Source organism: Nostoc sp., from assembly GCF_036918015.1.
Taxonomy (GTDB): Bacteria; Cyanobacteriota; Cyanobacteriia; order Cyanobacteriales; family Nostocaceae; genus Nostoc.
This window is the reverse complement of sequence record NZ_JBALEO010000083.1, coordinates 244410-269025: the sequence shown is the minus strand read 5'-3', so window position 1 is coordinate 269025 and position 24616 is coordinate 244410. Positions and strand designations below refer to the sequence as shown.

The window sequence follows — 24616 nt, the reverse complement described above, 5'->3', positions numbered from 1 at the left end:
GCCAAACAATAAAAACGACCAACACCTCATCTTAGCGAATATATGACCCCGACTGTCTCTCAATCCCAGACCAAGTTTATCTCACAAGCAATTGAGCAACTGCGCTCTTTTTGTCAAGTTAATATCCAGTCTACATGGCTGTATCAGGAATCTGACCTAGTTATTACTGATGTTGTAGCTGCTGATTTGTCTCATTGGCAACCTGCCCAGTTGAATGCTAAGGAACATATTGCTTGGACGGGTGGGAAAAAAGTGCTATGGCTAGTGCAAAGATTGGTGGTTCCCCAAGATTTACACGGTTATCCCTTAGCTGGGTTATCTTTGCGGCTGGCGCTGGTTTGGTGGGCGGATTCTGCTGAGATTTATGTAAATGGCGAGTTAGTGCTGGAGGGTGATTTATTTGATTGTTCGCCGAGAGTGCTTCTCAGTCAGGGGGTGACGGCAGGGGAAGAATTCACTGTGGCTTTGCGGTTAGTGAGTCCGGGACATTGTGATGGTGCTTTAGTGCGATCGCTCCTAGTTTATGAGTCTTATGTTGATAATAATCCCGATCCGGGTTTTGTGGCTGATGAGTTAGCTGTGGTACAACTTTATTTAGAAAAATTTGCGCCGGAGAAGTTGGATGTTTTGGCGGCGATGGTGGGGGAGGTTACGAACCGCCAAGACGCCTTCGCGCAGCGTCTCGAAGAGAAGGACGCCAAGGAAGAGTTAGTAAGATCGTTTTTGTCTCTACGTCAAAATTTAATTCAATCCGACATCTTAGCCCCCCTTTTGAAGGGGGGTTGGGGGGATCAAAAATCTAAAATTTTCCTGTTGGGTCATGCTCACTTAGATTTAGCATGGTTATGGCCTGTGAGTGAAACTTGGAATGCGGCGCAAAATACTTTTGAGTCGGTTCTGAAGTTGCAAGCAGATTTTCCTGAGTTAATTTTCTGTCATTCAAGTCCCGCACTTTATGCTTGGATTGAAGAACATCGCCCGGATTTGTTTAGGGCAATTCAAGCACAGGTAGCCGCCGGACGTTGGGAAGTTGTCGGCGGAATGTGGGTGGAACCAGAACTCAACCTAATTGCCGGTGAATCAATAGTCCGTCAGCTACTGTATGGTCAGCGCTACATTGAGGAAAAATTTGGCAAGCTTTCAACTGTAGAATGGGTTCCAGATTCTTTTGGTTTCTGTGCAACTTTACCGCAGTTTTTCGCTAATGCCGGAATTGAGTATTTTGTGACGCAGAAGTTGCGATGGAATGATACTAATAAATTTGATTATGGGGCTTTTTGGTGGCGATCGCCTGACGGCAGTAAAGTCTTTAGTTTGATGTCTGCACCCATCGGTGAAGCTATAGACCCAGTTAAAATGGCAACTTATGCTCTTGAGTGGCAAACCCAAACTGGTTTACCAGAATCCCTCTGGCTTCCAGGTGTCGGCGACCACGGCGGCGGCCCCACCCGTGATATGTTAGAAACCGCCCAACGCTGGCAAAAGTCGCCTTTCTTCCCAGACTTAGAATTTACGACGGCTGAAAAGTATTTACAGCAAATCAGTAAAGGAGGCAGGAGGCAGGAGGCAGGAGGCAGGAGGCAGAATTCAGGAGTCAGAATTCAGGAGTCAGAATTCAGGAGTTATTATTCTCCCCCTGCCTCCCCTGCCTCCCCTGCCTCCCCTGCTTCCCCTGCTTCCCCTGCGTCCTCATTCCCTACTTGGAATGACGAATTATACTTAGAATTTCATCGCGGTTGCTACACTACCCACGGAGATCAAAAACGCTGGAATCGTCGTTGTGAAAATTTATTATATCAAGCTGAACTATTTGCTACCTTGGCAACTGTAAGCTGTGGTGTGACATATCCCAAGGCAGAAATTGAAGCAGCTTGGAAATTGGTGTTATTTCAACAGTTTCACGATATTTTACCTGGTTCTTCAATTACCCAAGTTTACACAGATGCGTTGCCCCAATGGCAACAAGTGGAACAAGTGGGAACGAAAATATTACAGGAATCACTTTTAGCGATCGCATCTCACATTACCCTATCAGAACCACCAAAACCCGATAGTCTACCTATTTTTGTTTTCAATTCTCTCAATTGGCAACGTTCTGAGGTAATCTCTGTAGCCTTACCCACACCACCAACAAATACCCAGGAATGGCAAATTTACGATGCTTCTGGAAAGCAGCTTGTATCCCAATTATCTCAACCATCAACCCTACTATTTCTCGCCACCGAAATTCCACCTGTAGGCTACCGCATATTTTGGCTTTCCTCTTCACTCCCCACTACAGACGAGATTAATCGCGTCTCTCCCTCATCTCCCCCACTCCTCCCAGACTGGATTTTAGAAAATGAATTCTTGCGAGTTGTTATAGATCCTGATACTGGAGATTTATCAAGTGTTTTTGACAAAACTTATCAGCGAGAAGTTTTAAGTGGCGCGGGGAATCAACTACAAGCTTTTAAAGACAGTGGGCAATATTGGGATGCTTGGAATATAGACCCCAATTATGCTCAACATCCCTTACCTTCAACAAATCTTCAATCTATTCAGTGGTTAGAACAAGGCCCAGTGCAAAGTCGTGTACGCGTGATGCGTCAGTTGGGTGAATCGGAATTTTGCCAAGACTATATTCTGCAAGCTGGTTCACCTCTGCTGAACATTGCTACAACTGTCAATTGGCAAGAAAATCATGTATTAGTGAAAGCTGCTTTTCCTCTAAATATTGAAGCCGACTTTGCTACTTATGAAATTCCCTGTGGCGCGATTCGCCGCCCAACTAAACCACAAACCCCGGCAGAACAAGCAAAATGGGAAGTTCCTGCTTTGCGTTGGGCTGATTTAACAGCAGAAGATACACAGACAAATACCGGAATCCCAAATCGTTATGGTGTCAGTTTGCTCAATGATTGTAAATACGGTTATGACAGCAAACCAAATCAACTCCGCCTAACACTGCTACGCAGTTCTAATTGGCCTGATTCAGAGGCTGACCGAGGTTTTCACGAGTTCAAATATACCTTGTATCCTCATGCTGATAGCTGGGAATCAGCCCATACAGTACGGCGTGGCTATGAATTGAATATACCATTGCAAGTGATATTCAATTGGCCACTGGCTCAACCCTCCGCTACCGCTAACAGCACTATTGAAGGAGTAAGTTTCCTAGATTTATCAGCTGAAAATTTAATCTTGATGGCCTTAAAGCCATCTGAAGACGATCCACAGCAGTTAATTCTGCGATGTTATGAATCTCAGGGAAAAACAGCCGAGTTATCTTTGCAAAGTGATTTAGGATTGAATCTAGGAAATCCAGTAGATTTATTAGAGCGCTCTGACAGTACTGAATTTTCATCTCAGCAACAAATCTTGATGATACAACCTTGGAAAATCGCCAATTTCAAGGTGATACCAGCGATTAATCCCAGGCTGGAGTGAGCCACTATAGTTAATTAATGGTTAGTGATTAATAGAACAACTACTAACCATTAAACATCTGGTGAAATTAAATATGTGTTATCCAAAACCCTTGTAGAGATTTAACAGTGCTGCGTCTCTACATTCTTTTTCACCAGATTCCTATTAACAATTGGCTGATTTGTATCACCAGTCATCAATAGACATCTCTAGAAACTAATTCCTTAGTAGGCAAAATTCATGTAGCCGGAGGCTTCCCGTATCAATTCATGGAAGCAAGCTACGCGTAGCCTCTCTGTTAGGAGAAGGCTATTATGCCTACGTCATTTTCACTCCTATCTCTAATAGCGTCGTCGGATTATCTGCCGTCTTCCAAAGGGCTGCTGTCGTTGGATAATCTCCTCTTGTCCGAAGCGCTGCCGTCGTCTGATTATTTGTCGTTGTCTTAATTGCTGTCGTCGGATTACCTGCCGTCTTCCAAAGGGCTGTCGGCGTTGAATTATCTGCCGTCGTCGGATTCTCTGATATCGTCTTGACCGCCGTTGAGCAATCAAAAGCTCTCCAGTTTTATTTCCAACCAGGTTGGCATCTGGCGCAACGCTCTGTTCATTCAGAGTATTACTTAGAGAAATATCTTTCACCTCAGCTAATGAGGGCGGAGACACAAAGGCGAATAGCAACACTGCTATTGAGGATAACTTCCTGAAACCTTTCATGTTTTTGCTTCTCTAAACTTTCGTTAATAACTTTATTAAAACACTTTAAACTCTGAAAATTAGCGATCGCGCACTTTTTTAAACTCAATTTGGTATGAAATTCAATATTGCAATTTCACCCTTTTGTATAATTGCAATTTTTATAAGCTTGTGTATATAAATAGTTAGCGTTTAACAGAATGTAATTTTTTTCACCACTTAGATAAAGTATAAACTTATTAATTAAATACGCTAATTTTTTTCTTGTGAGATGGGTTCAAAAGCCTTACTTGGTAAGGGAAAGACCCTCCCAAATTTTGATTTGGCAAAACCTTAAATCGGACTTATCTCCACCCCACAAGATGTATCAAATACAAAGGATAACTGCTAAATATTCTGAGCGGAAGCTGTAAATATAGCGTTTCCTAATCACATGAGGTACATCTTAGCCCCCTCCTCGCTTGCGGGGAGGGGGTTGGGGGTGGGGTTCTTACCTCACTCAACCGAGAACCGCTATAATAATCTGTCACTGGGTTTCTAGCTCCAAGTAACTATCTTGTTAATTGCTGCATTTTCCTATCTTCTGCCTCCTTTAAGGATATCTTCTGCTACCTGCACCCACTACACCAATTTTGTGGCGATAGGAGAGTTCAGCACCGAACCAACCAGAAGCACTGGTTAGCGTACCGACAACAAGCGAGATTAACAGTCCCCAAGGCAGTATTCGGGATTCAGCGTCACCTAAACGTAGGAGAAAGTTGACGAGTGATAAAACAAGTATAGAAACGTTAAGTATCAAATGCGTCCAACCGGCGGCGCGCTTGCGGACGCGTTCAATTTTCACAAAGTCGCTAAGACCGATCGCAGATGCAAGGATGCCTCCACCTAATCCAAGTCCGATTAACCATAGCGAAGCCCTAGCCCAAAAGAAATCGCCAGTTAACCAATAACCAATGTCACTTCCCAAGGCAGCAGCTAAAAATGCTATGGGAAAGATCACACTCAACGGGTGTAGGGGATGTCCGGCGATCGCAACTGTACTGGGTACACCAGTATCACGATACTCACTGTCGTTACTTTCAATAATTGGTGGAATATTTGGAAAAGGTGTTGAACCTGTTTGCGTTGTTTCTGTCGTTTCCATTATTAGTATCCTGAATTTATGAACGTTACATTTTTCGGCTGAAGAAACTTTTTTAACATCAGCTTCAGCTTGTAGGATAGTTTGCCTACTTATACTTTTAGTGGGTTGACTTGACTAATTTTCTGCTGGAATTTAGTGCTACTTTTGCATCACCCGATCGTCGAAAATCTGCTTTTCTAATCCAGGATTGTCTGAACATTATCTAAGTTAACTCTTAGTCCTAGTTTGAAAAGCGCATCCTTGAGTAAATCTAATAAACTAACAGCAGAGTTTTATCTATCTGGCGATGGAATATAGATTTAAATGTTGTCTATCTAATTTCAAATTTTCCTTTGTACCCTTTTTATCCTTTATTACCTCTGCACTTGGAGCGATTTGTTATAAAATTGACACAAACCCAATATTTCGGTTGAGTTATTCTGACTGCTGGAATTTTTTTATACAATGCTCTCAGAACGTTTTACCGCAGCCCTTACCTACGCCACCCAACTACACGCTAACCAAGTTCGTAAAGGTTCAGGCGTCCCTTATGTTGCCCATTTATTAGGTGTCTCCAGTATTGCTTTAGAATACGGGGCAAATGAAGATGAAGCGATCGCAGCCCTCTTACACGATGCGATCGAAGATCAAGGTGGCGCTGCAACACGAGAAGAAATTCGTCGTCGCTTTGGTGACAATGTAACGGCAATTGTAGATGGTTGTACTGACGCTGATACAACTCCAAAACCCCCTTGGCGACAGCGTAAGGAGGCATACATTGCTCATATTGCTACCGCTTCCCCATCAGTTCTGCTGGTGTCATCAGCGGATAAACTTTACAATGCCCAGTCTATTCTCAAAGATTATCGCATTTTGGGCGAATCACTTTGGGAACGTTTTCATGGGCGGAAAGAAGGTACTCTTTGGTATTATCGGGCGCTTGTAGAGGCTTTTAAAAAGACTGAAAGCACTGTAATAATTGACGAATTAGAACGGGTGATTTTACAAATTGAAGTGTTAGCATCTAAATAAAAATTTTATTTACCCAGAAGTAGATAAAAGATTTATCAAAACTAGACAAATAGCTGTTTTACAGACACGATCTAGTTATGTATCTCACGAATAAATTTTGTCTTTTAGATTCTCTCTCAAGATAAAAAATCTTTCTCTCGATAGATAGGTGTACTGACATTATTCTGGCTGCTATGTTACCAATATGACGATAGTAAGACAAAACACCCTAAATCAAACTGTAAATCCTTCAGTAAGTCCTCCAGAAAACTTGGCAGAAAAGTATATGGAAGCAGAGCGTATGCGTGATGTTCTGCTTTTACTGCAAAACTTGATTAACAGTGAAGAAGCCACTGTGAAACTAATTCTGGATTGTCTTTATGATGTTGGTTCAGTCAATTTGATTAATCAAAAGCTTCGCCTGAAACCTTTAAACAGGGTGATGAAATTAATTGCCCGAATGTCTAAACCAGTTTTTAGAACCTTAGCTTTAAATTGGTTTAAAAAGAACTGTCCCCAACTGATTACTAATTGGCTACACACGCAAGTCTCTTTTGAAAATCCCCAAAAGATACCCGAACAAGTAGCTATTGAAGTTGTACAACTGGAACCATATTCCATACCACAGACAGAAAGTCTGAGCCAAGAGATTAAAAATCTGCGCTCTCAGGTAAGATGGCTAGCTGGAGTTTCAATAATTGCGATCGCTGTTTTAGTAGTAAAAGCCACTTGGTTAAGCTGAAACCTATGAATGATGAATTATGAATTATGAATTATGAATATTATGCCTCTACCCAAACCAATCTTGGAGGACATAGAAATACGCCTACTTTTGGAAGGTGTGTATCAATACTACGGTTATGACTTTCGCAATTATGCTCTTTCATCACTGAAGCGTCGTATTCAGGGCTTCATGCAATTAGAAGGGTTAGCAAATGTTTCTGCATTGCAAGAACGATTACTCCACAACCGCCCCTATTTAGAAAGATTTTTGCTGGCTCTGACGGTGAATGTAACATCAATGTTTCGCGATCCCAGCTTTTATAACACCTTCAGAAATCAGGTTATTCCCTTCTTACAAACCTATCCATTTATTCGCATCTGGCACGCTGGATGTTCAACTGGTGAAGAAGTCTATTCAATGGCAATTTTATTGCAAGAAGAAGGACTTTATCACCGTTGCCGCATATATGCCACTGATACGAATGAGAAGGTATTACAAAATGCCAAAAGTGGGATTTTCTCGCTGAAAATGATGCAGGAATATACTCACCTTTATCTGAAAGCAGGCGGCAAGAAGTCTTTCTCAGAATATTATACAGCAGCTTATGACAATGCTATTTTTCGCTCATCCCTACGAGAAAATGTTGTTTTTGCCCAGCATAATTTAGCAACTGACAGTTCTTTTAATGAGTTTAATGTGATTCTTTGTCGTAATGTCCTCATATATTTTAATCAGGTACTTCAGAAACGTGTACACGAACTTTTTCATAATAGCCTTTGCACCTTTGGTATCTTAGGTTTAGGAAGACAAGAATCTATCAGGTTCACCTCTTATGAGCAGTACTATGAAGAGTTAATCAAGGGTGAGAAAATATATAGAAAAATAGCAGGTGGATGAAGAGAATTATTTGAGTAGGGAATTGAATTATGAATTATCCTAAAATAAAGAATGCCCCATAAGCTAATGCCTAATTATCCAAAAATTTATGAATAAAATTGCGCTCGTTGTCAAAAGACAGTCTGTCAAACATTTTTTATTGTGTTCAGAAGATAAATTTAGCGTAGACGCGTTGGCGTAGCCTCTCGTAGAGAAGCGGCTTGTCGATAGACATCGCTTAAGGTAAATTACACATTAGTGGGGAGTGTGGGGGGTAAGACTTCTTCCCCATCCTCCCACACCTCCCACACCCTTTGGATTTCTCACAAGTGAGAAATCCAGGCTTAGAGTTTTTTGGACAAGACTTTCTTAAACACAGCTATCCGAACTTTGCAGAAATTCTCCGTGATTCTGAATTCTGACTCCTGAATTCTCCTTCAAGAAATCGGTTCAAAAACCATTTGCGGAATTAACACTTCATCTTGTAATTGTCCAACACCTAAAAAGCGAGTCTCTTCTTCATAAACTCGCACTATCCCAGTAATATCAGAGTTCAGAGAAACTCGCTGACCTTGACACCATTTTTGAGCAGATGTTGCTGGTAAAGTCACAGACAACAAATGTTGTAAGGCTGCATCAGGGGCGAGAGGTTGGAATGTCCCGCCTTGTAATTTAGTCTCTAAGTCGGTGAAAGTGAGACTATCTGTTAAATCGAAACCACTGCTTTGAGTACGGATCAAAGCTGCAAGAGTGCCACCAGTTTCTAAGATTGCACCTAAGTCACGAGCGATCGCTCTAATATATGTACCAGATCCACAGGCGATCGCCACATCCAATTCGGGAAAATCTCCTTCTCTCCAGTCCAAAATTTCTATCTGAAAAATTTCCACTGTCCGCACTGGAACTTCCACCGTTTTCCCTTGGCGTGCTAAGTCGTAGAGACGTTTCCCATCCACTTGAATTGCACTATAATTCGGTGGGATTTGCTCAATCTTGCCTTCAAATTGTGTTAGTGCAGTTTTCACCTCTGCGAAACTCAATCCAGCACAAGCTTGAGAATTAATAATTTCACCTTCTAAATCATCGGTTGTAGTCCGCACACCCAGACGAATCGTAGCCTTATAAGCTTTGTTTTCTGGCAGATATTGCAATAATCTTGTGGCTTTACCAAGTGCGATCGGTAAAACGCCTGTTGCTGCTGGATCTAAGGTTCCCGCATGTCCTACACGTTTGAGGCGCAACAATTTTCGCACCCGCGCTACGCAGTCGTGGGAAGTCCAGTCAAATGGTTTGTTTAAGTTGAGAAAACCTTGAAATAACACAAAATCAATACTTACAGCTTCTAAACTCTATTAAATACTTATTTAATGCTCAAAGCATTAATATTTAGTAATTAAGACTAGTTTAGGCATTATTTTATACAAGTTTACCAGTGTTAAGGTATTCTCTAAGCAGAGACGCGATGAATCGCCGTCTTTACAATAATCAGTCTTTTGTAGAGACGGCGATTTATCGCGTCTTTGTGATGATTTATCGGATCTTTGTGATCTATCATTTTCATCAAAAAACCTTAACCGAACCGTATTGAGATAACGCCGAGTATTTTCCGCAAATATCACGATGTCAATTATAATTTCCAACAAATAAAACTGTAATAATCAACAATTATCAGAGAAAACTTAATGAAAGTTTTCATTGTAAATCAAATAACTTACCTATAGCGCTTTTAGAAAACAACCATCAATGATTTTTATAAACATAAATGAAATGAAATGAAAAAAACAATCTTTACTACTACATTGCTTTTTTGTTCTCTGTTGATTATGAGTTGTAGTAACTCTGACAAAAGCGCTTCTCGAAATAATAAAATTAATCAAGCAAATCCTGCAACAGCTATCCAAGTTAATTCTGAATCTATTTCTGTAAATGAAGTAAAACTAGATAACAGCAAAAAGTTAATTAATTCAACATCTATTAAAAACAATCAATCCAAGGAAATTAAAAATGATAATCCAATTTCTGGTACTATCAAAGATATGCAAAACGGAGACTTAAAATGCTACGTTACTGTTGTCGATGAAAATGGCAAAGTCTATGAAGGTGTCGGTGCAGTCTTTGAGGTTTGCGAACCAGAGAAATACGTCAACAAAAAAGTAAAAATGTCTTATTCTCTAGAGAACGTCAGTGATTGCCAAAGTTCTGAGCCTTGCGGGAAAACAATCAAAGAATGGTTAATTAGGAAAATAGAAATTCAAGAGCAATAATTACAAGATGCTTTTTAAAATTATCTAAATCAAGTGGATGATGGGGATAGTTGACCAGTTGGGCATATCTTCGGTAAGCTAACTGTAACTTTAGTTCCTTGCCCCACTTCACTTGACAAGGTAATATTGCCACTATGTAACTCGACACAAGCTTTAGCGATCGCTAGTCCTAAGCCTGTACCAGGAATTGTGTCAACGTTACTTCCACGACTGAAGGATTGAAACAAATTTTCTTGATCTGCCATCGGGATACCAATTCCACAGTCTTTAATGTAAAAAATGGCTTCTGATTCTTTGCCGATCAGGTGGAATTCTACACTACCTCCATCTGGAGAGTACTTAATTGCATTGGACATTAAGTTAATAAAAATTTGTTGCAAAAGCCCGCGATCGCCCCAAAATCCATGATGATTACCAGTAACTTTAAAAATCAATTCGTGGCGATCGCCTACTGTTTCTCGCTCTTGTTCTAAAAGGTCAGAAAAAAATTGCAGTAAATCGACTGAAATTGGTTGAAACTTGGGTTTTTCCAGTTCGAGTTGGTTAACCAGAAGCATATTATCCACAAGTTTGGACATATACCTGGCTTTCTGTTCAATGATTCCCAAGAATCGCTCTTGTTTAGACTCATCTAGCTGCTGGCTATGTTTTACCAAAGTTGATGCAGCAGCCAGAATTGAAGTTAGCGGCGTTCGATACTCATGGGAAACCGTTGTAATTATTTGGGATTTAAATACATTGAGTTGCTTTTCTTTTGCAAGGGCTGCTTGAGTTTGGGCTAATAATTCCGCTTGTTGAATAGCGATCGCTAATTGTACTGATACTTCATTGAGCATTTCTGCATCATCAGTTTGCCAGTGTCGCTCCCCGGAATTATGGTGAGCAATCAATAAACCCCAAAGTTTGGGGGTTGGGTTCCCATTGTTGCTCAGATTAATCGGAACTACTAGATTTGCCTTAGTATTAAATTGCTCTTTTAGATTGACACAATTACACAAGCCAAGCTCATAGATATAAGGGATTGGGGATGAGGAATTGGGCACAACAGGCAAAGGGGTACAAGGGCGGAGGGGCACAGAAGAAAAACCTACTGCAACTTCCTCCCTGCTCCTCTGCTCCTCTGCTCCCCTGCTCCCCTGCTCCCCAGTCCCAGCGCCGACGCGATCGCACAATACAGTGCGGTATGACTCAACTGATGAGGCGACTATCTTACCATCTGTATCTGGGGCAAACTGATAAACCATCACGCGATCGCACTTCAGAAGTTGCTGAACTTCGGCTACAGCTGTATTCAAAATTTGCTCTAGGTTAAGAGACTGGCGAATTCGTAAAGCAGTTGTGGCAATTAGGCGTTGTCTCTCCTGAGTTTTGAGCAGTTGGGCTTGCAAGCACGACTGCTTAATGGCGTTGCGGACTGCTAGTTGCAGCACATCCTGTGTAAGATTGTGCTTGACTAAATAATCTAAAGCACCCCGTTTCATTACCTGCACAGCGATTTCTTCATCACCGCGCCCTGTCAACATAATCACGGGGACAGAAGTCTTAAATATCTCCTGCTGGATGCGATCGAAAAGTTCTAACCCACTCATATCAGGTAGGCAAAAATCCAGCAAAATGACATCGCAGCGTACTTTTCGGCACAAAGCAAGTCCTTCTTCTGCACAGTCTGCCTCCAAAATCTGGTAGGACTGGTGCGGATCTTTCAAAAGATATCGACGATAAATTTTCCGATCTGCCGCACAATCATCGATGATAACTAGCGTCCATGTGTCCAACATAAGGTTATGAGGATCAGGGAGCCATATAGATCCCTTTTATCCAGATTGTGTTTTCTTGCATAATTCTAAAAATAATATAAAATAAGTGTAAATAAAATCTAAATTCTTTAGTAATCCTAAAGAAACACCAAATAGTCAAAAATAGGAAATGGGGAAAAGGAATCTAACTGAGACAAACAGACACAGTGACTCAAAGAGGAAAATGTCTCTGTGTCCTCTGAGCCGTCTCCTTTATGATCGTTTTTCCCCGACTGCTACATCAACAAAAAATAAACAAATTAATCCAATACAGGCGGCGTATTGGCTTCAAGCCAGTAATCTACGAATGCCTGGATCGTCTTTTTTAGTTCCAGAGCATCCATCGGTTTTACCAGATATCCATTTGCGCCCTTTTGGTAGCACAATTCAATATCCTTGGGGTTAGATGATGTGGTAAAAACAACGATGGGGATTCCCTTGAAAGTCTTGTCTTGCTTGAGCCGATCTAAAATGTCACGCCCATCAATACCTGGCAAATTCAGATCGAGCAAGATCACAGAGGGTCGTAATACTACTTTTGAGTTAGGTAGGTCTTCGCCTTTAGTGTAGGCATCGTTCCCTAATTGATAGAGAAACTCTAAAACCTCATCTCCATTAGTACAACGGTGTATAGGATTCTGGACGGACATACGCCGCATCAGACGTTGCAGCATCCGAAAATCTTCATTGCTGTCCTCAACAACGAGCAGCGGTTCATGAAGTTTTTTTGTCATTCGCGATCTTAAAAGAGCTTAACAAAAATACATATTTAGCCACTATCTTAAACTATTCCAGCGTAAAATAGAACATTGAGCCAACGCCTACAGTAGATTTCACCCAAATTTTACCGTTATGAAGCTCAACAATCTTCTTAACAATAGCTAGTCCCGCACCTGCTCCTCCACCGTATTTTTCCTGGGAGTGGAGCCGCTTAAATAATCTAAAGATAGTTTCTAGGTGATGGTGTGGAATTCCAATACCGTTATCTCGTATATAGAAAGTGATTGGGGATTGGGCATCCCTTCGGCTTCGCTCAGGGCAAGTAGGCATGGGGCATTGGGTATGGGTTATTCCCCTTGTCTCCCCCTGCTCCCCTGCTCCCATGCCCCTCTGCCCCTCTGCTCCCCTGCTCCCCTGCCCCTCTGCCTCTTCTTGAGAAAAATAGCCAATCTCAACCCATTGCTCCGCCTTATCGTTGTATTTGAACGCATTACCAAGCAGATTACTGAAGACTTCATTAACCAGCACTCGATCGCACAAAACTGTTGGTAAAGGGCGAGGAATGCGGATATCTACAAGCCCAGAGTCTTGGCGACTAGCACGAAAAACATCAATTACTTGGTTGAGCAATTCGTTGAGGTCAGTTGCTTGCAAACGCAGTTGTGCTTGTCCTAACTGCGATAACCGCAGCAGAGCATTAATCAGAGTTTCCATGCGTACAGACAAGGCCACTACTGTTTGCAAGCACTCAATTCCATCATCATCTAATACTTGGGCATAGTCTTCTAGCAACACTGTCGAGAAGTTATAAATGCCCCGCAAAGGTTCTTTGAGGTCATGGGAAGCGGCGTAGGCAAAGGATGCTAGTTCTTGGTTGCTGCGCTCTAACTCCAAGTTGATTTTAGCTAATTCATCCGCTTTCGAGAGTACAATACCAACGATCGCATTTCTCAGAGCGATCGCACTGTCAAGTTCACAAGCTTTCCAAGGTAGAGAAGTTAATCTAACCGTTTCTTGCCATTGTTCAAAGGATTTTCGGGGAGACAGGGTATAGCTACCATCTGCCTGAGCTTGTATGGATTCCTGTGGATTTCCTGCCCAGTGTACCGTTTGGATAACTTCCGGGCGAAACCACAGGATGTAATAGCGCCGGATTTTAGAAATCCGCATTAGCAACAAGCCACTAGCAGTATCTTTAAATATCAGCGCCTCTGAGTTAAGCTTCGGCAGAGAATCGGTAGAAAACAGGTTGTCACTAACTTGGGTATCCGCCCATTCAATGAGTGCCTGAACTTCATCAATATTCGGTGTTGTTCCTACAAGGTTAATTTCATTATCCAGACAAACTGCCGCTCCTGAAGCACTCACAAGATCGAGCAAGCGAATTTCCGGTTTGATCAGAGCATCAATAAAATTGTCTGCTTGGGAAATAGATTCTAAAAACTCAGACTGTAGCGATTTGAGTTTTACTTTATAATCCCATTCCGAGTGACTAATTTTGTGCGCTAATTCTGAAGATGCAATTTGTCCCAAAAATTCGCACATCTTGCGGACTTCGTAAGAAATATACTTTGGTGTTTGATGGTGACAGGATATTAATCCCCAAAGCTTCTGCTCTTGAATAATTGAAATCACCAAAAGAGCTTTCACTCCCATATTTTGATGATATTCAGTACAACACCAATCAAAACTCCGTAGCAGACAGTAGCTTAAGTCAAGATCCTGATGTGTTGTCGGATTTTCCGTTGGAACTAGTTTGACAGGTTCGGCAGTCAAATCAGGGAGAAATCGGAGAAAGCAGCGCGTGTATAACTCCCTAGCCTGCGCTGGAATATCTGTAGCCGGATAGTGGAGTCCTAAATAAGGTGATAAATCTTCCCGTTTAACTTCTGCAACAACAGAACCCGCTTCTGACTCGTCAAATTGATAGACCATCACCCGATCGAAACCGATGATTTTTTGGACTTCTTGTGCGACTAAATGCAAAAATTCTCCCAGATTAGATGTGCTTTGCATTTTAGCGATCGCTTCACCCGCCAAAGCATGAAAGCTTAAGAAACTCACCTCAGATTCAGAGTCAGTTGGTTCTAGCTCCAGAATCACAGCTTCTTCTGTACGATGAACAATAGCATCAAAGTATCTTTTTTCACTTAAGGTATTTATTGATACTTTAAAAGCCTGAGCGCTACCAATTTTTTTTACTAAGCACTGCTTGACAATTTCCACTTGCCGAGGGTCAATTAAATAGCTCAAGGGCCGACCGAGTAAATCTTCTGGCCCTTTGCCCAAATACACTTGGGTATTGTTGCTAACTTGCAGTATCTCTAGCTGAGTACTGAGTGCCAGGAGAATGCCATGAGGTTGAATAGAGCCAGGTATATGAATTGGTTTGCGATCGTGGTTAGTCAGGGCAGTAGCTTGGGCTGTAGTATATTCCGGCTGGCTCATAACTGAACTTATGTAAAGCTGACTTTTACAATAACGCAATTAAATGTCATATTTCTTTAAAGTATAGGTCGAGAAGTATGAGTGCGATCGCATATCAACTCTACTTGTTACGGTTTTTACGTAGATATTTGCGAAAGTTTTCACTGGCAAGCAATAACAAAAACTGTTATTATAATGTCTATTATTGTTATAAATAAATTAGATATATGAATATTTCCCTTACTCCTGAGTTGGAAGCCTTCGTCCAAATGCAGGTTGAGTCCGGCTTGTACCATTCTCAAAGCGAGGTGATTCGGGAGGGGTTGCGTCTTTTGAAACGCTTTAACGACCATTCCGAGGAATATAAATTGTGGCTCAATGAGCAAATTGCTATTGGTCTTTCGGAGCTTGATAATGCACAAGGTCTTCCCAAAGAAGGTGCGCGAGAGCGCATCCGCAATAAAGCACAACAATTGATCAAAAAATCGTTGTGACGAACCCAAAACTTTATATTCTCTCCCCGCAAGCAGAGAACGACCTCGCGAGAATTTATGCCTATATTGCGCGAGATAATTCGGATGCTGCCGAACAGGTGCTAGATAAGCTTCTTTGTGCCTGTGAATTACTGACAGACAACCCCAGAATCGGACAGTACCGTTACGACCTGACTCCGCTTCCCGTCCGTTTCTGGTTGGTGCAGCCCCGATATTTCCTGATCTACAGAGGTGAAAACCCCGTTGAAATCGTGCGTGTACTGGCAGCAAACATGGATATTGCGCGGGAACTCGCCGGAGAATAATTAGAAGATGGTTTTCGGTACGTTATGGAAGCCGTAACATAGCGAAAATACAAATTATGGTATATTCAAAGTAGATACGTAAAATAGTCCAAAATTAGGTGCGTCAAGCTCCGAAAGTTTTATATTTGGGTGTGAAATTCTCTAAAAAAGCATTTATTTTGAGGTAGTTATGACTACAGTTGTTACGAAGTGGGGAAACAGTCTAGCTATTCGACTTCCGAAAGCTTTGGCTGAACAAGTTAATGTCAAAGAGGGGACAGACATAACTTTCAGCATTTCAGGCAATAGTATTGTGATCACGCCGCAGCAGCGAAAAAAATATACGCTTGATGAATTATTGGAAGGTATGACTCCAGATAATTTCCATTCTGAAATAGATACTGGATCTGCTGTGGGGAATGAAGTTTGGTAGTTAAACCATACATTCCAGATAGAGGTGATATTGTCAAGTTAGACTGCGGAACTACAAAGCAAATTACGGCTGATTCGATCCGACGTGTATTAGCCCTGAGAACATCAGGAATGTCATTTGAAGATATTGCTGAAACCCTTAATGCTGAACTAAAACCTCAAGGGCGTGAGCAGATGGGCTATCGTCCTTTTTTAGTTATGTCGCCATTAAAATACAATCGAATGGCTTCTATAGTTCTAATTTGTCCAATTACTAATCAAAAAAAAGGTCTTAACTTTGAGGTTCCGCTTCCTGACGGAATGATAACCAGTGGCGTGGTGCTAGCCGATCAGATCAAATCACTAGACTGGAAAGTTAGAAAAGTTTTGTTTGTAGAGAAAGTTGAACAAGAGTTAATTGAAGAAGTCCAAGCAAGAATTGAGCCTCTAATTTTATAAAGAGGCAAATAAATTTTACAGACGTAATTAATTACGTCTGTACAAATCAAATAAAAATCATCACGTGCAGCAATGCAACACCAATATCCAACATCCAAAATCCGAAGCTGACTATGGTGTTGGGAACTTTTTTTTTACGGGTTTGGCTCCTTTTATATCCAATAATTGAGCTAATTCGGCTGTATTCAATGACTTGACGAGACTCAAACCAAGAGATTTACTAGAAATGCTTTGAGTGTAAGCGGCATTCAGATATGGTGTGTATTGCGGCTTGCCTACAATGTATGTTTGGAAGAAAGGTAAACTCAAAACATTCATGTAATCACGTGCTTGAGAAGCATCGCCAATCATATCGGCAGGTAATGCTACTTGTTGATTTGCAGGGTTTGCATTGCCAATGGTGGAAAAGTGTGTACCACCAACAAGCATGACGAGATACTTTTGGGAATTTGCCAACCACGAGAAAGGTAAAATTTGCTCGGATAAAGCTGGTGCAACTGTATCATCACTACTGCTGACAATCATCACTGGAGTTTTGATTTGACTTAAGCCAGCTTTGCCGAAAATCGAACTAGTAATGGGATTAACTGCGATCGCAGCTTTCACTCTCTCATCCCGCAGGTTATAATCTTTGCCAGACTTACTAATGCTCAATTCTAAAGCGCGACACTGGAGCAGTAAAGACATATTCCAGGTATTTTGTAGTGCTGCTGGTTGACAGTCTTGTTTTAGCTGCTCAAAGTTGATTTTAGCGCCTGCCAGAGCCAAGGCTGTGTAGCCTCCCAAAGATTGACCAAATACTCCGACTTGTTGCAGATTTAGGCGACCTTTAAACCGTGAATCAGATTGATTACCTTTTTGCAATTGATTCAGTATATATGTTATGTCCATTGGTCGGTCTTGAAATTCACTTGGTTCTGCTACTTCAATGGCGCGTCCTTTTAACAGAGAACGCAATTGTTTCGCATCACTACCAGGATGATTGGGAACAACGACGGCAAATCCGTAAGAAGCTAAGTGAGTGGCTAAATATTGAAAGTTACTGCTGTCTAAACCCAAGCCGTGAGAAATTACAATTATCGGTGCAGTCTTCTGGACATTGGGAATGTAAACATCAGTCAATAAAAGCCGATTGCGGGTTGAGTCGAAAAACTTCAGGATGTATTTTTGCGACTTAAATTTTCCCGGAACCTTTAAATCGGGCAATTGCGAGAAATTTGGTTGAGAAATGCTCTCAGCTTCTATTTTAGACCTTTGGGAAACAGCTGCGATCGCCTGATGGGTTTGGTTAACAAGTTTCTCCAATTCCGTAGCTATTTCCAAAGTCTCGGCGACATCAAGGCGAATGCTGCTGGTGGGATATTTACGCAACACATTTAAAAGTGTCAAACCTCCCGATTCACCAGAGGCTAAAATTAGCGCCGAACGCAAAGCACTAAATCCTGGTTCTGGTTGAGAAGATTTATTTATAATCACTTGCGTCAATCGATGCAGTAAAAATTCTCCTTGTGGTGTGTAAAGAAGTTGCGAAACTACTACTGGACTAACTTTCACACGATTAAGCAAAATCCGCCGCAATTCTTGAAGCTGTTCTACAGGCAGATATCGCTGATAGGCTGCTAAGTCTTCGTTAATTACACCTGTTTTGGCGTAGTTCTCTAAAGTTGTGACTGAAATTGAAAGCTCCAAAGCTGAATAAGATGCATAAATCCGCTCTGCTGCCAAGACAGAATTACTAATTCCAAATGTTGGCAGCACCATTGACAGAACCAGCAATAAAGAATTTTTTCTGAGGGTGCTGGCCCAATTACCAAACAAACTATTCATCGCTCAACTATTTCGGTGGTCTGGTTTTATCAGGTGTTGGCTTTGGTAGTTATTCGGGCGCCCTGCTTAGTTTCTTTAAAGTTATTAGCCTCAATTTTATCAAAACAGAATTTAGGAGTCAGTATTTATAATTCACGATGAATTATGTATGACTTGCGAATGTAGCTGGCTGAAAATAATGGGTATAAATGGGTTTGAAATTTCCACCAAATCTGAGATTTAGTAGTCAAAAAAAGTAGTGATTCCCAATTACCTAGTAATGTATTCTGACTCCTGAATTCTGATTTTTGAATTCTTTTGCAAGGATATTTCGGCTATAAAGTCAACAATCAAATCCTACAAAGTCACGCAGATGGGTAAAGTATCCGACTGACTTCAGTAGTTTGCCTTCACTATTAAATCATAACAAATAAAAAATAGTCTGCCTCAGTATTTATGTTGTAGCTTTGAATATTGCACAAATTCACTAGCTGAAAAATCCAGTAAAAATCCTGAAAAATATGGCGATTAATCAGCTTTTCCCAAAGCGATCGCTACTGAACCTGTAACTACTAAACCCGCTCCAAATATTGCTATGAAGGTGAAGTGTTCTGGTGGTATCCAATCAGGTGCAATAACTGATACAACCGCGACTGCTATTAATGTCACAATGGGAGCTAAAGCTATTACTGCACTTACTCGTGATGCTTCCCAATGTTGTAATGATTCAGAAAAAGCACCGTAAGCGATTAAGGTATTCAAGGCACAAAAAATCAACATTCCTAAATGGAAAGTATCAAGTATAAAAAGTGATTTAATTTTGGCTAGAGGAGTGAATAATAAAGCACAGCCTCCATAAATAATCAGCATGATGCTGCTGGAAGATAAAGATTGTAATAACTGCTTTTGTGCCAAAGCATAAATAGCCCAAGCTGTCGATCCTAGCGCAATTAAAACACTACCTAGTATATATGTGCCATGTGCTGTAATTAAATTCGTTAGTTGTTCGCGAAAAAATAAAAGATAACCACAAATCATGACACTAACGCCAATCCATTGAGACAGCCGATAACGTTCTTTAAAAATTACTAACCCTCCAAAACCTAATAAAAGGCTAGATAATTGAATGAGAACTTCAGCGTTAGCAGGCGATGTTAATGCTAAACCTTGGGTAAACGAAAAGTAATTAATCCCTAAAAATATTGTCGCGATCGCTAATAATTTTCCAGAAGCAGAGCGCAGTTGTTCTAATTTGGGTAATTTGCCGCGTATCCCTAAATACACAGCAAGCAATATAAATGATACTAAAAAACGAAACCAAATAACGGTATAGACATCAAGTACTTGGAGAGTTACTGCAAGAGCAATAGGTAAAATTCCCCACAAAAACACTGTCAACAGCGATAACGTTAGCCCTAAGCGCCACCGACCAGAACTTTTATGTAGTAGCATTAAAATAGCCAAAAAGTAGGACTGATAAGTAAGTTATATCTAATTTAAATATCTAAACATTTTATCAAACTCTTATCGATAAAATATATTAATAGTTTAGTTAATGCAAATTCAATATAAAATAACCAATTTATCTAACTCAATTTATTATTCGTAGCCACAAAGAGGTTTTTTTGTATTCACGTAAAATTCGTAATTTACGTGTTCATTTTACATGAATATTAAATTTCAAACTTCCTCGTAAATGTATACTTTATCTCGGTGTTACTTTATAATACAACTATGGGGATTATACCCATAATCAGCTTAGTAATCTTTACGACTGCCTTATCAAGTTACTTATTGCTGACCTCAAGAGGTCGATTTTTGCTCAAATCTTTGGTGACAAAAATAAAGCAGCAACAGTGGAAATTCAGATATGGCAAGCCTAACTACTTGAGATCGAAATTTTCAAGGACTATAACAATTGCTGTAATTATTTTGGCAGCAGTAATAGTTGGAAATACTGTATCAGCAAAGATTACAGGCCCGCCTCCAGTTTCCCTCAAGAGCGTATCGGTTCCAGAACCTGACAATCTTGGAGACTTCGTAAAAGACAAAACGGCTGCAATCAAATTAGGAAAGACTCTTTTTTGGGATATGCAGGTTGGGAGCGATGGAAAGACCTCCTGTGCTAGTTGTCATTTCCATGCTGGAGCTGACAATAGATCCAAAAATCAGATTGCTCCTGGGCTTTTGCGAGTCAACGCCGATGGTACAGAGAATCCAGATTCAGTTTTCAATGTCGGCGGGCTACCAAACTATCAACTAAAACCAGGAGATTTTCCCTTCCATAAGCTGTCAAACCCCAACGATCCTACGACTGTTGTATCTGACCGTAACGATGTCAGTTCTTCTCAGGGGATTTTCAATACGAAGTTTGTGGATGTCACACCTGGAAATGCAGAAGACAAAGTTACAACCGAGCCAGATCCGGTGTTTAACGTAGGAGGTATCAATGTGCGGCGCGTCGAGCCGCGTAACACGCCAACCGTGATCAATGCCGCATTCAACTTCCGCAACTTTTGGGATGGCAGGGCACAAGATATCTTTAATGGGGTGAATCCCTTCGGTTTAAGAGATCCTAACGCCGCCCTCGTCAAGGCTATAAACCCAATTCGTGTAGAATTTGTAAAAGTCAGCCTCAAGAACTCATCTTTGGCATCTCAAGCTGTCGGGCCGCCACTCAGTTCTTTTGAGTCATCCGCAGATGGTCGCACTTTTCAAGAAATTGGTGATAAGTTCGGGGGTAATAAGTTCGGGCGAATTGACATAACACCTCTCACCGTTGGTAAGGGGAAAAAGCTCCCCCGAAAACTTGCGAAAAAGTTATTACCTCTGAGACCACTAGGTAAACAGATTGTGCATCCACAAGACAGCGTTTTAGGTAAAAATAGTAGATCGCCTCAACCTGGACTTAAAGATAGAACATACGAGCAGATGATTCAAGATGCCTTCAAGCCGGAGTGGTGGAATTCTAATCGACTCATCCAAGTTGACTCTGACGGTAAACGGACTATTGTCAAAAGGCCCGATCGCTCTTTGCAGACTAATGAGTACACATTACTAGAGTACAACTTCTCGCTATTCTTTGGGCTGGCAGTTCAATTGTACGAGTCTACGCTCATTTCCTATGATACGCCCTACGATCGCTACTTGGAAGGAAACACCAGCGCCCTAACTGCGCAGCAGCAACGAGGGAAAGGACTGTTTGAGGGCAAAGCTCTGTGTATTGGTTGCCACAGTGGATTAGAATTAACAGCCGCTTCAGTCAGCAACGTGGCTAAAGAGGGACGAATCAAACGTGCGCCGTTTGGGCCAAAATCCCCAGAAGACACTGGTTTCTTCAATATCGGTGTCAGACCTGCCACAGACGACCCCGGTTTGGGTGGTTATGACGGTTTGCAGAGTAACGGTCAACGTAATCCGCTTTCAGAAGCACGATTGGCTCAGTTGGGTAAATTTAAGGATCTCCTGGGCGAAAACCCCCCAACCCTTAATCCACCGTTGAATTTCACTGAACCTGTGTTTGCAAACGGAGCTTTCAAAGCACCTGGACTTCGCAATGTGGAACTAACTGCTCCCTACTTTCACAATGGAGGTCAGGCAACTCTAGAGCAAGTGATTGATTTTTACAATCGTGGTGGTGATTTTGGAGTACTTCCGCCGCTAAATCTTTCACCAGTAGAAAAACAGGAATTGGTCGCCTTTTTAAAAGCGCTGACTGATGACCGAGTTCGGTTTGATAAAGCGCCCTTTGACCATCCACAATTGTTTATCCCTAATGGACATGTGGGTAACACTAATTACGTTGTCAATGACGGCACTGGTAAAGCTACAGATGACACAGTGGAAATTCCTGCTGTTGGTAGGAGTGGTAATAGTGGTACACCAAATTTCCTGAGTTAATCTCATTTCACGACGAAATACCTGAATACAGATAGATATGTAGGGATGTACAAATGTACGTCCCTATTTTTGCGATTTGGTGCAATTGCGAAGTTCGTAGTAAGGACTTTACCCGGATTTCTCACCAATGCTCAAGAGCATTTCAAACTTGTGAGAAATGCGGGTTTAGTCCTTGGCTTGAGGGCTAAAGCCCTCACTACGAACTTATTCACCCTACTCAATACTCAATACTCAATACTCAATACTCAATACTCAATACTCAATACTCAATACTCAATACTCAATACTCAATACTCAATACTCAATACTCAATACTCAGCACTCAGCACTCTTCATTGATGTGGTGGACTAGTAGTTACGATCGCTTGACTAACGAGTGCCATCGCCAAGTATTGGTTGTATATTGCTAACTTTGGTATTGTCTAGGTAATTATAGACTCTTCTGGAAACTTCACGGACAAAATCTCCAGCTCTTTGATCGTAGTTTGGTCTTTGCACCAAAACACCTGCTAAATAGCTTTTGCCGTTGGGCATTTGAATAATACCCGCATCACCAATGATAAATCTCAATGTACCAGTTTTGTGGGCGATGGTCGCTCCTTGACCGATACCTGCTGGTAGTAAACTATTGGTTTTGACACGGCGCATAATGCCTAAAACTTGATTGCGGCTAGTTGGGGATAACAAACGATTATTAGAAACTAACGCCGCCAATCTGACTAAATCTTTGGAACTAGTTGTATTTGTGCCACCGATGTCTGGAAGTAGATTCCGCATTGCTGTATTTTGCAATCCCCAACTCCGAAAACGTTGACTAACTTTTGCAGCACCACCCAAGCGATCGAGAACTAGATTTGTGGCGGTATTATCGCTGATTGTCATCATCAAGGTAGCAGTTTCCAGGACGCTAAATTTAGTGCCGATGGGTTTGTATTGCATAATTCCAGATTCGCCCACCTTTAAATCGCGCCGCATCACTAATTTATCGGTGAGTTTAATTCTACCTGCATCTATTTCTTGAAAAAGAGCCACTAATAAGGGAAATTTGATTGTACTGGCAGCAGCAAATCTTTTTTCGCCATTAATATCTATATAGTTTCCTGTATCTAAATCTAAGAAAAATATTCCCGGATTCAATGTTTTATAACTTGCTAACAAACTGCGAATCTGAGAAGTAATACCAGCCATCTCTTGACCAAGATTTACAACTCCGGCAAATGTCGATGCATCTGTGGATCTGATGGCAATATCTTCTCGATTTTCTCCAACAATGGGATTACTTTGGCGGTTAAATGAATTGAATTTGAAAATCCAATGAGAACGGGAATCTCCTTTAATTGATATATTTTGGGAAGTAACATCATAACCAGGAGCTAATTCGACGACAAAACGAGTGGTTTGAGGGTCTGGTTTGCCGAGGCGAATTTCTTTCACTGCCTTACCAAAACTTCGTTTGACAGTATCGGAATTAAAATTAGTTCCAGGTAAGTCAATCACTAATCGATTAGGATTATCTAATATAAAGGCTTTTGGTTCTATTCCCGAAGTGGTAGTTAGGTCTAATTGATTTTGGCTAGAATCATAGTACCAAGACTGTAATTGTGAGGCTTTAGCTTGTCCTGCAACTAGAACCAAACTGCTTAAACCAATCGCCAGTAGATGTGATTTCATGTTGTGATTGTGGGTGTACAAGTAAGGAGCAACTAATCAGGTTTACTTAGATTGTTTTCTGATGATTGTGCTGAACTTCCGGGAAAAAGTCATAAATCCCGTTGAGTTATTTTTACTAGATGAGGTTTGGGATTAGATAAGCACGATAAATCATCATTACTTATTAAAAGTAAATCGCTGACAGTTTTATTTGTGTGTGAGTTGACAACAACAGAAATTGTTAATCTAGCGGAAGGACGAGCGAAGGATTAATTATGTTTCCAACTTATGTTTTGTAGAGAGAGAAAGTAAAACCCATTCACTAAAACCCTAATACATATAGATTTCGCGTAGGGGCACGGCATTGCCCATACGTGTCAACTTAACGTGAAACCCTTGTTAAGACGTGATATTGAGTTCATTCACTTACGGTTACTCACCGCGTCACCCCACCCCGGTTTTGTCTAAAGCCAAAACCGCCCCTCGCCGATGCCTCTACGGTGTATACACAAGTCTGAAATAGCTGATTAACCAGGGCTTTACCCCACCCTAACCCTCCCCTTGGAAA

At 41.2% G+C, this 24616-nt stretch carries 19 protein-coding genes; 10 read left to right on the top strand and 9 right to left on the bottom strand.

The window, feature by feature from the left end:
* Positions 1-42 precede the first annotated feature (42 nt).
* Positions 43-3429: an alpha-mannosidase gene (locus tag V7K61_RS25170; RefSeq protein ID WP_335057542.1), complete on the top strand. Its 3387-nt coding sequence runs from the start codon at positions 43-45 to the stop codon at positions 3427-3429.
* A 320-nt stretch (positions 3430-3749) separates the two neighbouring features.
* On the opposite strand, the gene V7K61_RS25165 is transcribed toward V7K61_RS25170, so the two are convergent.
* Both V7K61_RS25165 and V7K61_RS25160 read right to left on the bottom strand, forming a co-directional pair.
* Positions 3750-4124 carry a hypothetical protein gene (locus tag V7K61_RS25165; protein ID WP_335057540.1) on the bottom strand — a complete coding sequence of 125 codons (375 nt, stop codon included), beginning with the start codon at positions 4122-4124 and terminating at the stop codon, positions 3750-3752.
* A gap of 571 nt (positions 4125-4695) precedes the next feature.
* On the bottom strand, positions 4696-5247 hold the full coding sequence (locus V7K61_RS25160; protein ID WP_335057538.1) for a DUF2231 domain-containing protein: 552 nt from the start codon (positions 5245-5247) through the stop codon (positions 4696-4698).
* A gap of 444 nt (positions 5248-5691) precedes the next feature.
* Between V7K61_RS25160 and V7K61_RS25155 the strand changes: the two genes are divergently transcribed.
* From V7K61_RS25155 to V7K61_RS25145, 3 genes are all read left to right on the top strand, one after another.
* On the top strand, positions 5692-6258 hold the full coding sequence (locus tag V7K61_RS25155) for an HD domain-containing protein (RefSeq protein ID WP_335057536.1): 567 nt from the start codon (positions 5692-5694) through the stop codon (positions 6256-6258).
* A 184-nt stretch (positions 6259-6442) separates the two neighbouring features.
* On the top strand, positions 6443-6979 hold the full coding sequence (locus V7K61_RS25150; protein WP_335057534.1) for a hypothetical protein: 537 nt from the start codon (positions 6443-6445) through the stop codon (positions 6977-6979).
* 42 nt (positions 6980-7021) lie between these two features.
* Positions 7022-7858 (top strand): CheR family methyltransferase, encoded by an 837-nt coding sequence (locus V7K61_RS25145; RefSeq protein ID WP_335057627.1) that lies wholly within the window; start codon positions 7022-7024, stop codon positions 7856-7858.
* A 416-nt stretch (positions 7859-8274) separates the two neighbouring features.
* Here the strand turns inward: V7K61_RS25145 and truB are convergent, their stop codons facing one another.
* Positions 8275-9159 carry a tRNA pseudouridine(55) synthase TruB gene (gene truB, locus V7K61_RS25140; protein ID WP_335057532.1) on the bottom strand — a complete coding sequence of 295 codons (885 nt, stop codon included), beginning with the start codon at positions 9157-9159 and terminating at the stop codon, positions 8275-8277.
* Between the two features lie 450 nt (positions 9160-9609).
* Here truB and V7K61_RS25135 point away from each other — a divergent pair, with 450 nt between their 5' ends.
* Positions 9610-10101 (top strand): hypothetical protein, encoded by a 492-nt coding sequence (locus tag V7K61_RS25135; protein ID WP_335057530.1) that lies wholly within the window; start codon positions 9610-9612, stop codon positions 10099-10101.
* A gap of 29 nt (positions 10102-10130) precedes the next feature.
* Here V7K61_RS25135 and V7K61_RS25130 read toward each other — a convergent pair whose 3' ends face one another.
* From V7K61_RS25130 to V7K61_RS25120, 3 genes are all read right to left on the bottom strand, one after another.
* The gene (locus V7K61_RS25130; protein WP_335057528.1) at positions 10131-11879 is read right to left on the bottom strand and encodes a hybrid sensor histidine kinase/response regulator; all 1749 of its coding nucleotides are present in this window, start codon (positions 11877-11879) and stop codon (positions 10131-10133) included.
* A 278-nt stretch (positions 11880-12157) separates the two neighbouring features.
* The gene (locus V7K61_RS25125; RefSeq protein WP_099102797.1) at positions 12158-12631 is read right to left on the bottom strand and encodes a response regulator; all 474 of its coding nucleotides are present in this window, start codon (positions 12629-12631) and stop codon (positions 12158-12160) included.
* Between the two features lie 52 nt (positions 12632-12683).
* Positions 12684-15065, bottom strand: coding sequence for an ATP-binding protein (locus tag V7K61_RS25120; protein WP_335057526.1), 2382 nt, complete (start codon positions 15063-15065; stop codon positions 12684-12686).
* A 206-nt stretch (positions 15066-15271) separates the two neighbouring features.
* Here V7K61_RS25120 and V7K61_RS25115 point away from each other — a divergent pair, with 206 nt between their 5' ends.
* From V7K61_RS25115 to V7K61_RS25100, 4 genes are all read left to right on the top strand, one after another.
* Positions 15272-15538: a type II toxin-antitoxin system ParD family antitoxin gene (locus V7K61_RS25115; protein WP_334902686.1), complete on the top strand. Its 267-nt coding sequence runs from the start codon at positions 15272-15274 to the stop codon at positions 15536-15538.
* Positions 15535-15843: a type II toxin-antitoxin system RelE/ParE family toxin gene (locus tag V7K61_RS25110; RefSeq protein WP_289794744.1), complete on the top strand. Its 309-nt coding sequence runs from the start codon at positions 15535-15537 to the stop codon at positions 15841-15843. The genes V7K61_RS25115 and V7K61_RS25110 overlap by 4 nt, the downstream gene beginning before the upstream one ends.
* 169 nt (positions 15844-16012) lie before the next feature.
* On the top strand, positions 16013-16255 hold the full coding sequence (locus tag V7K61_RS25105; protein WP_104900084.1) for an AbrB/MazE/SpoVT family DNA-binding domain-containing protein: 243 nt from the start codon (positions 16013-16015) through the stop codon (positions 16253-16255).
* Positions 16249-16692, top strand: coding sequence for a type II toxin-antitoxin system PemK/MazF family toxin (locus tag V7K61_RS25100; protein WP_335057523.1), 444 nt, complete (start codon positions 16249-16251; stop codon positions 16690-16692). Before V7K61_RS25105 ends, V7K61_RS25100 begins: the two co-directional genes overlap by 7 nt.
* Before the next feature lie 111 nt (positions 16693-16803).
* Here the strand turns inward: V7K61_RS25100 and V7K61_RS25095 are convergent, their stop codons facing one another.
* Together V7K61_RS25095 and V7K61_RS25090 are read right to left on the bottom strand one after the other, a co-directional pair.
* A complete protein-coding gene (locus V7K61_RS25095; protein ID WP_335057521.1) occupies positions 16804-18519 on the bottom strand; it encodes an alpha/beta hydrolase in 1716 nt (571 codons plus the stop codon).
* 507 nt (positions 18520-19026) lie between these two features.
* Positions 19027-19950 carry a DMT family transporter gene (locus V7K61_RS25090; RefSeq protein ID WP_335057519.1) on the bottom strand — a complete coding sequence of 308 codons (924 nt, stop codon included), beginning with the start codon at positions 19948-19950 and terminating at the stop codon, positions 19027-19029.
* A gap of 282 nt (positions 19951-20232) precedes the next feature.
* Between V7K61_RS25090 and V7K61_RS25085 the strand changes: the two genes are divergently transcribed.
* Complete coding sequence (locus V7K61_RS25085; RefSeq protein WP_335057517.1) at positions 20233-22398, top strand: cytochrome-c peroxidase; 2166 nt, start codon at positions 20233-20235, stop codon at positions 22396-22398.
* Between the two features lie 369 nt (positions 22399-22767).
* Here V7K61_RS25085 and V7K61_RS25080 read toward each other — a convergent pair whose 3' ends face one another.
* Entirely contained in the window at positions 22768-24069 is a 1302-nt protein-coding gene (locus V7K61_RS25080) for a serine hydrolase (protein WP_335057515.1), read from the bottom strand.
* Positions 24070-24616 lie beyond the last annotated feature (547 nt).

What these genes read in the sequence shown, in the direction of transcription:
- V7K61_RS25170 (WP_335057542.1), top strand. Translation starts at nt 43, where the DNA reads ATGACCCCGACTGTCTCTCAATCCCAGACCAAGTTTATCTCACAAGCA.
- V7K61_RS25165 (WP_335057540.1), bottom strand. Translation starts at nt 4,124, where the DNA reads ATGAAAGGTTTCAGGAAGTTATCCTCAATAGCAGTGTTGCTATTCGCC.
- V7K61_RS25160 (WP_335057538.1), bottom strand. Translation starts at nt 5,247, where the DNA reads ATGGAAACGACAGAAACAACGCAAACAGGTTCAACACCTTTTCCAAAT.
- V7K61_RS25155 (WP_335057536.1), top strand. Translation starts at nt 5,692, where the DNA reads ATGCTCTCAGAACGTTTTACCGCAGCCCTTACCTACGCCACCCAACTA.
- V7K61_RS25150 (WP_335057534.1), top strand. Translation starts at nt 6,443, where the DNA reads ATGACGATAGTAAGACAAAACACCCTAAATCAAACTGTAAATCCTTCA.
- V7K61_RS25145 (WP_335057627.1), top strand. Translation starts at nt 7,022, where the DNA reads ATGCCTCTACCCAAACCAATCTTGGAGGACATAGAAATACGCCTACTT.
- V7K61_RS25135 (WP_335057530.1), top strand. Translation starts at nt 9,610, where the DNA reads ATGAAAAAAACAATCTTTACTACTACATTGCTTTTTTGTTCTCTGTTG.
- V7K61_RS25130 (WP_335057528.1), bottom strand. Translation starts at nt 11,879, where the DNA reads ATGTTGGACACATGGACGCTAGTTATCATCGATGATTGTGCGGCAGAT.
- V7K61_RS25125 (WP_099102797.1), bottom strand. Translation starts at nt 12,631, where the DNA reads ATGACAAAAAAACTTCATGAACCGCTGCTCGTTGTTGAGGACAGCAAT.
- V7K61_RS25120 (WP_335057526.1), bottom strand. Translation starts at nt 15,065, where the DNA reads ATGAGCCAGCCGGAATATACTACAGCCCAAGCTACTGCCCTGACTAAC.
- V7K61_RS25115 (WP_334902686.1), top strand. Translation starts at nt 15,272, where the DNA reads ATGAATATTTCCCTTACTCCTGAGTTGGAAGCCTTCGTCCAAATGCAG.
- V7K61_RS25105 (WP_104900084.1), top strand. Translation starts at nt 16,013, where the DNA reads ATGACTACAGTTGTTACGAAGTGGGGAAACAGTCTAGCTATTCGACTT.
- V7K61_RS25095 (WP_335057521.1), bottom strand. Translation starts at nt 18,519, where the DNA reads ATGAATAGTTTGTTTGGTAATTGGGCCAGCACCCTCAGAAAAAATTCT.
- V7K61_RS25090 (WP_335057519.1), bottom strand. Translation starts at nt 19,950, where the DNA reads ATGCTACTACATAAAAGTTCTGGTCGGTGGCGCTTAGGGCTAACGTTA.
- V7K61_RS25085 (WP_335057517.1), top strand. Translation starts at nt 20,233, where the DNA reads ATGGGGATTATACCCATAATCAGCTTAGTAATCTTTACGACTGCCTTA.
- V7K61_RS25080 (WP_335057515.1), bottom strand. Translation starts at nt 24,069, where the DNA reads ATGAAATCACATCTACTGGCGATTGGTTTAAGCAGTTTGGTTCTAGTT.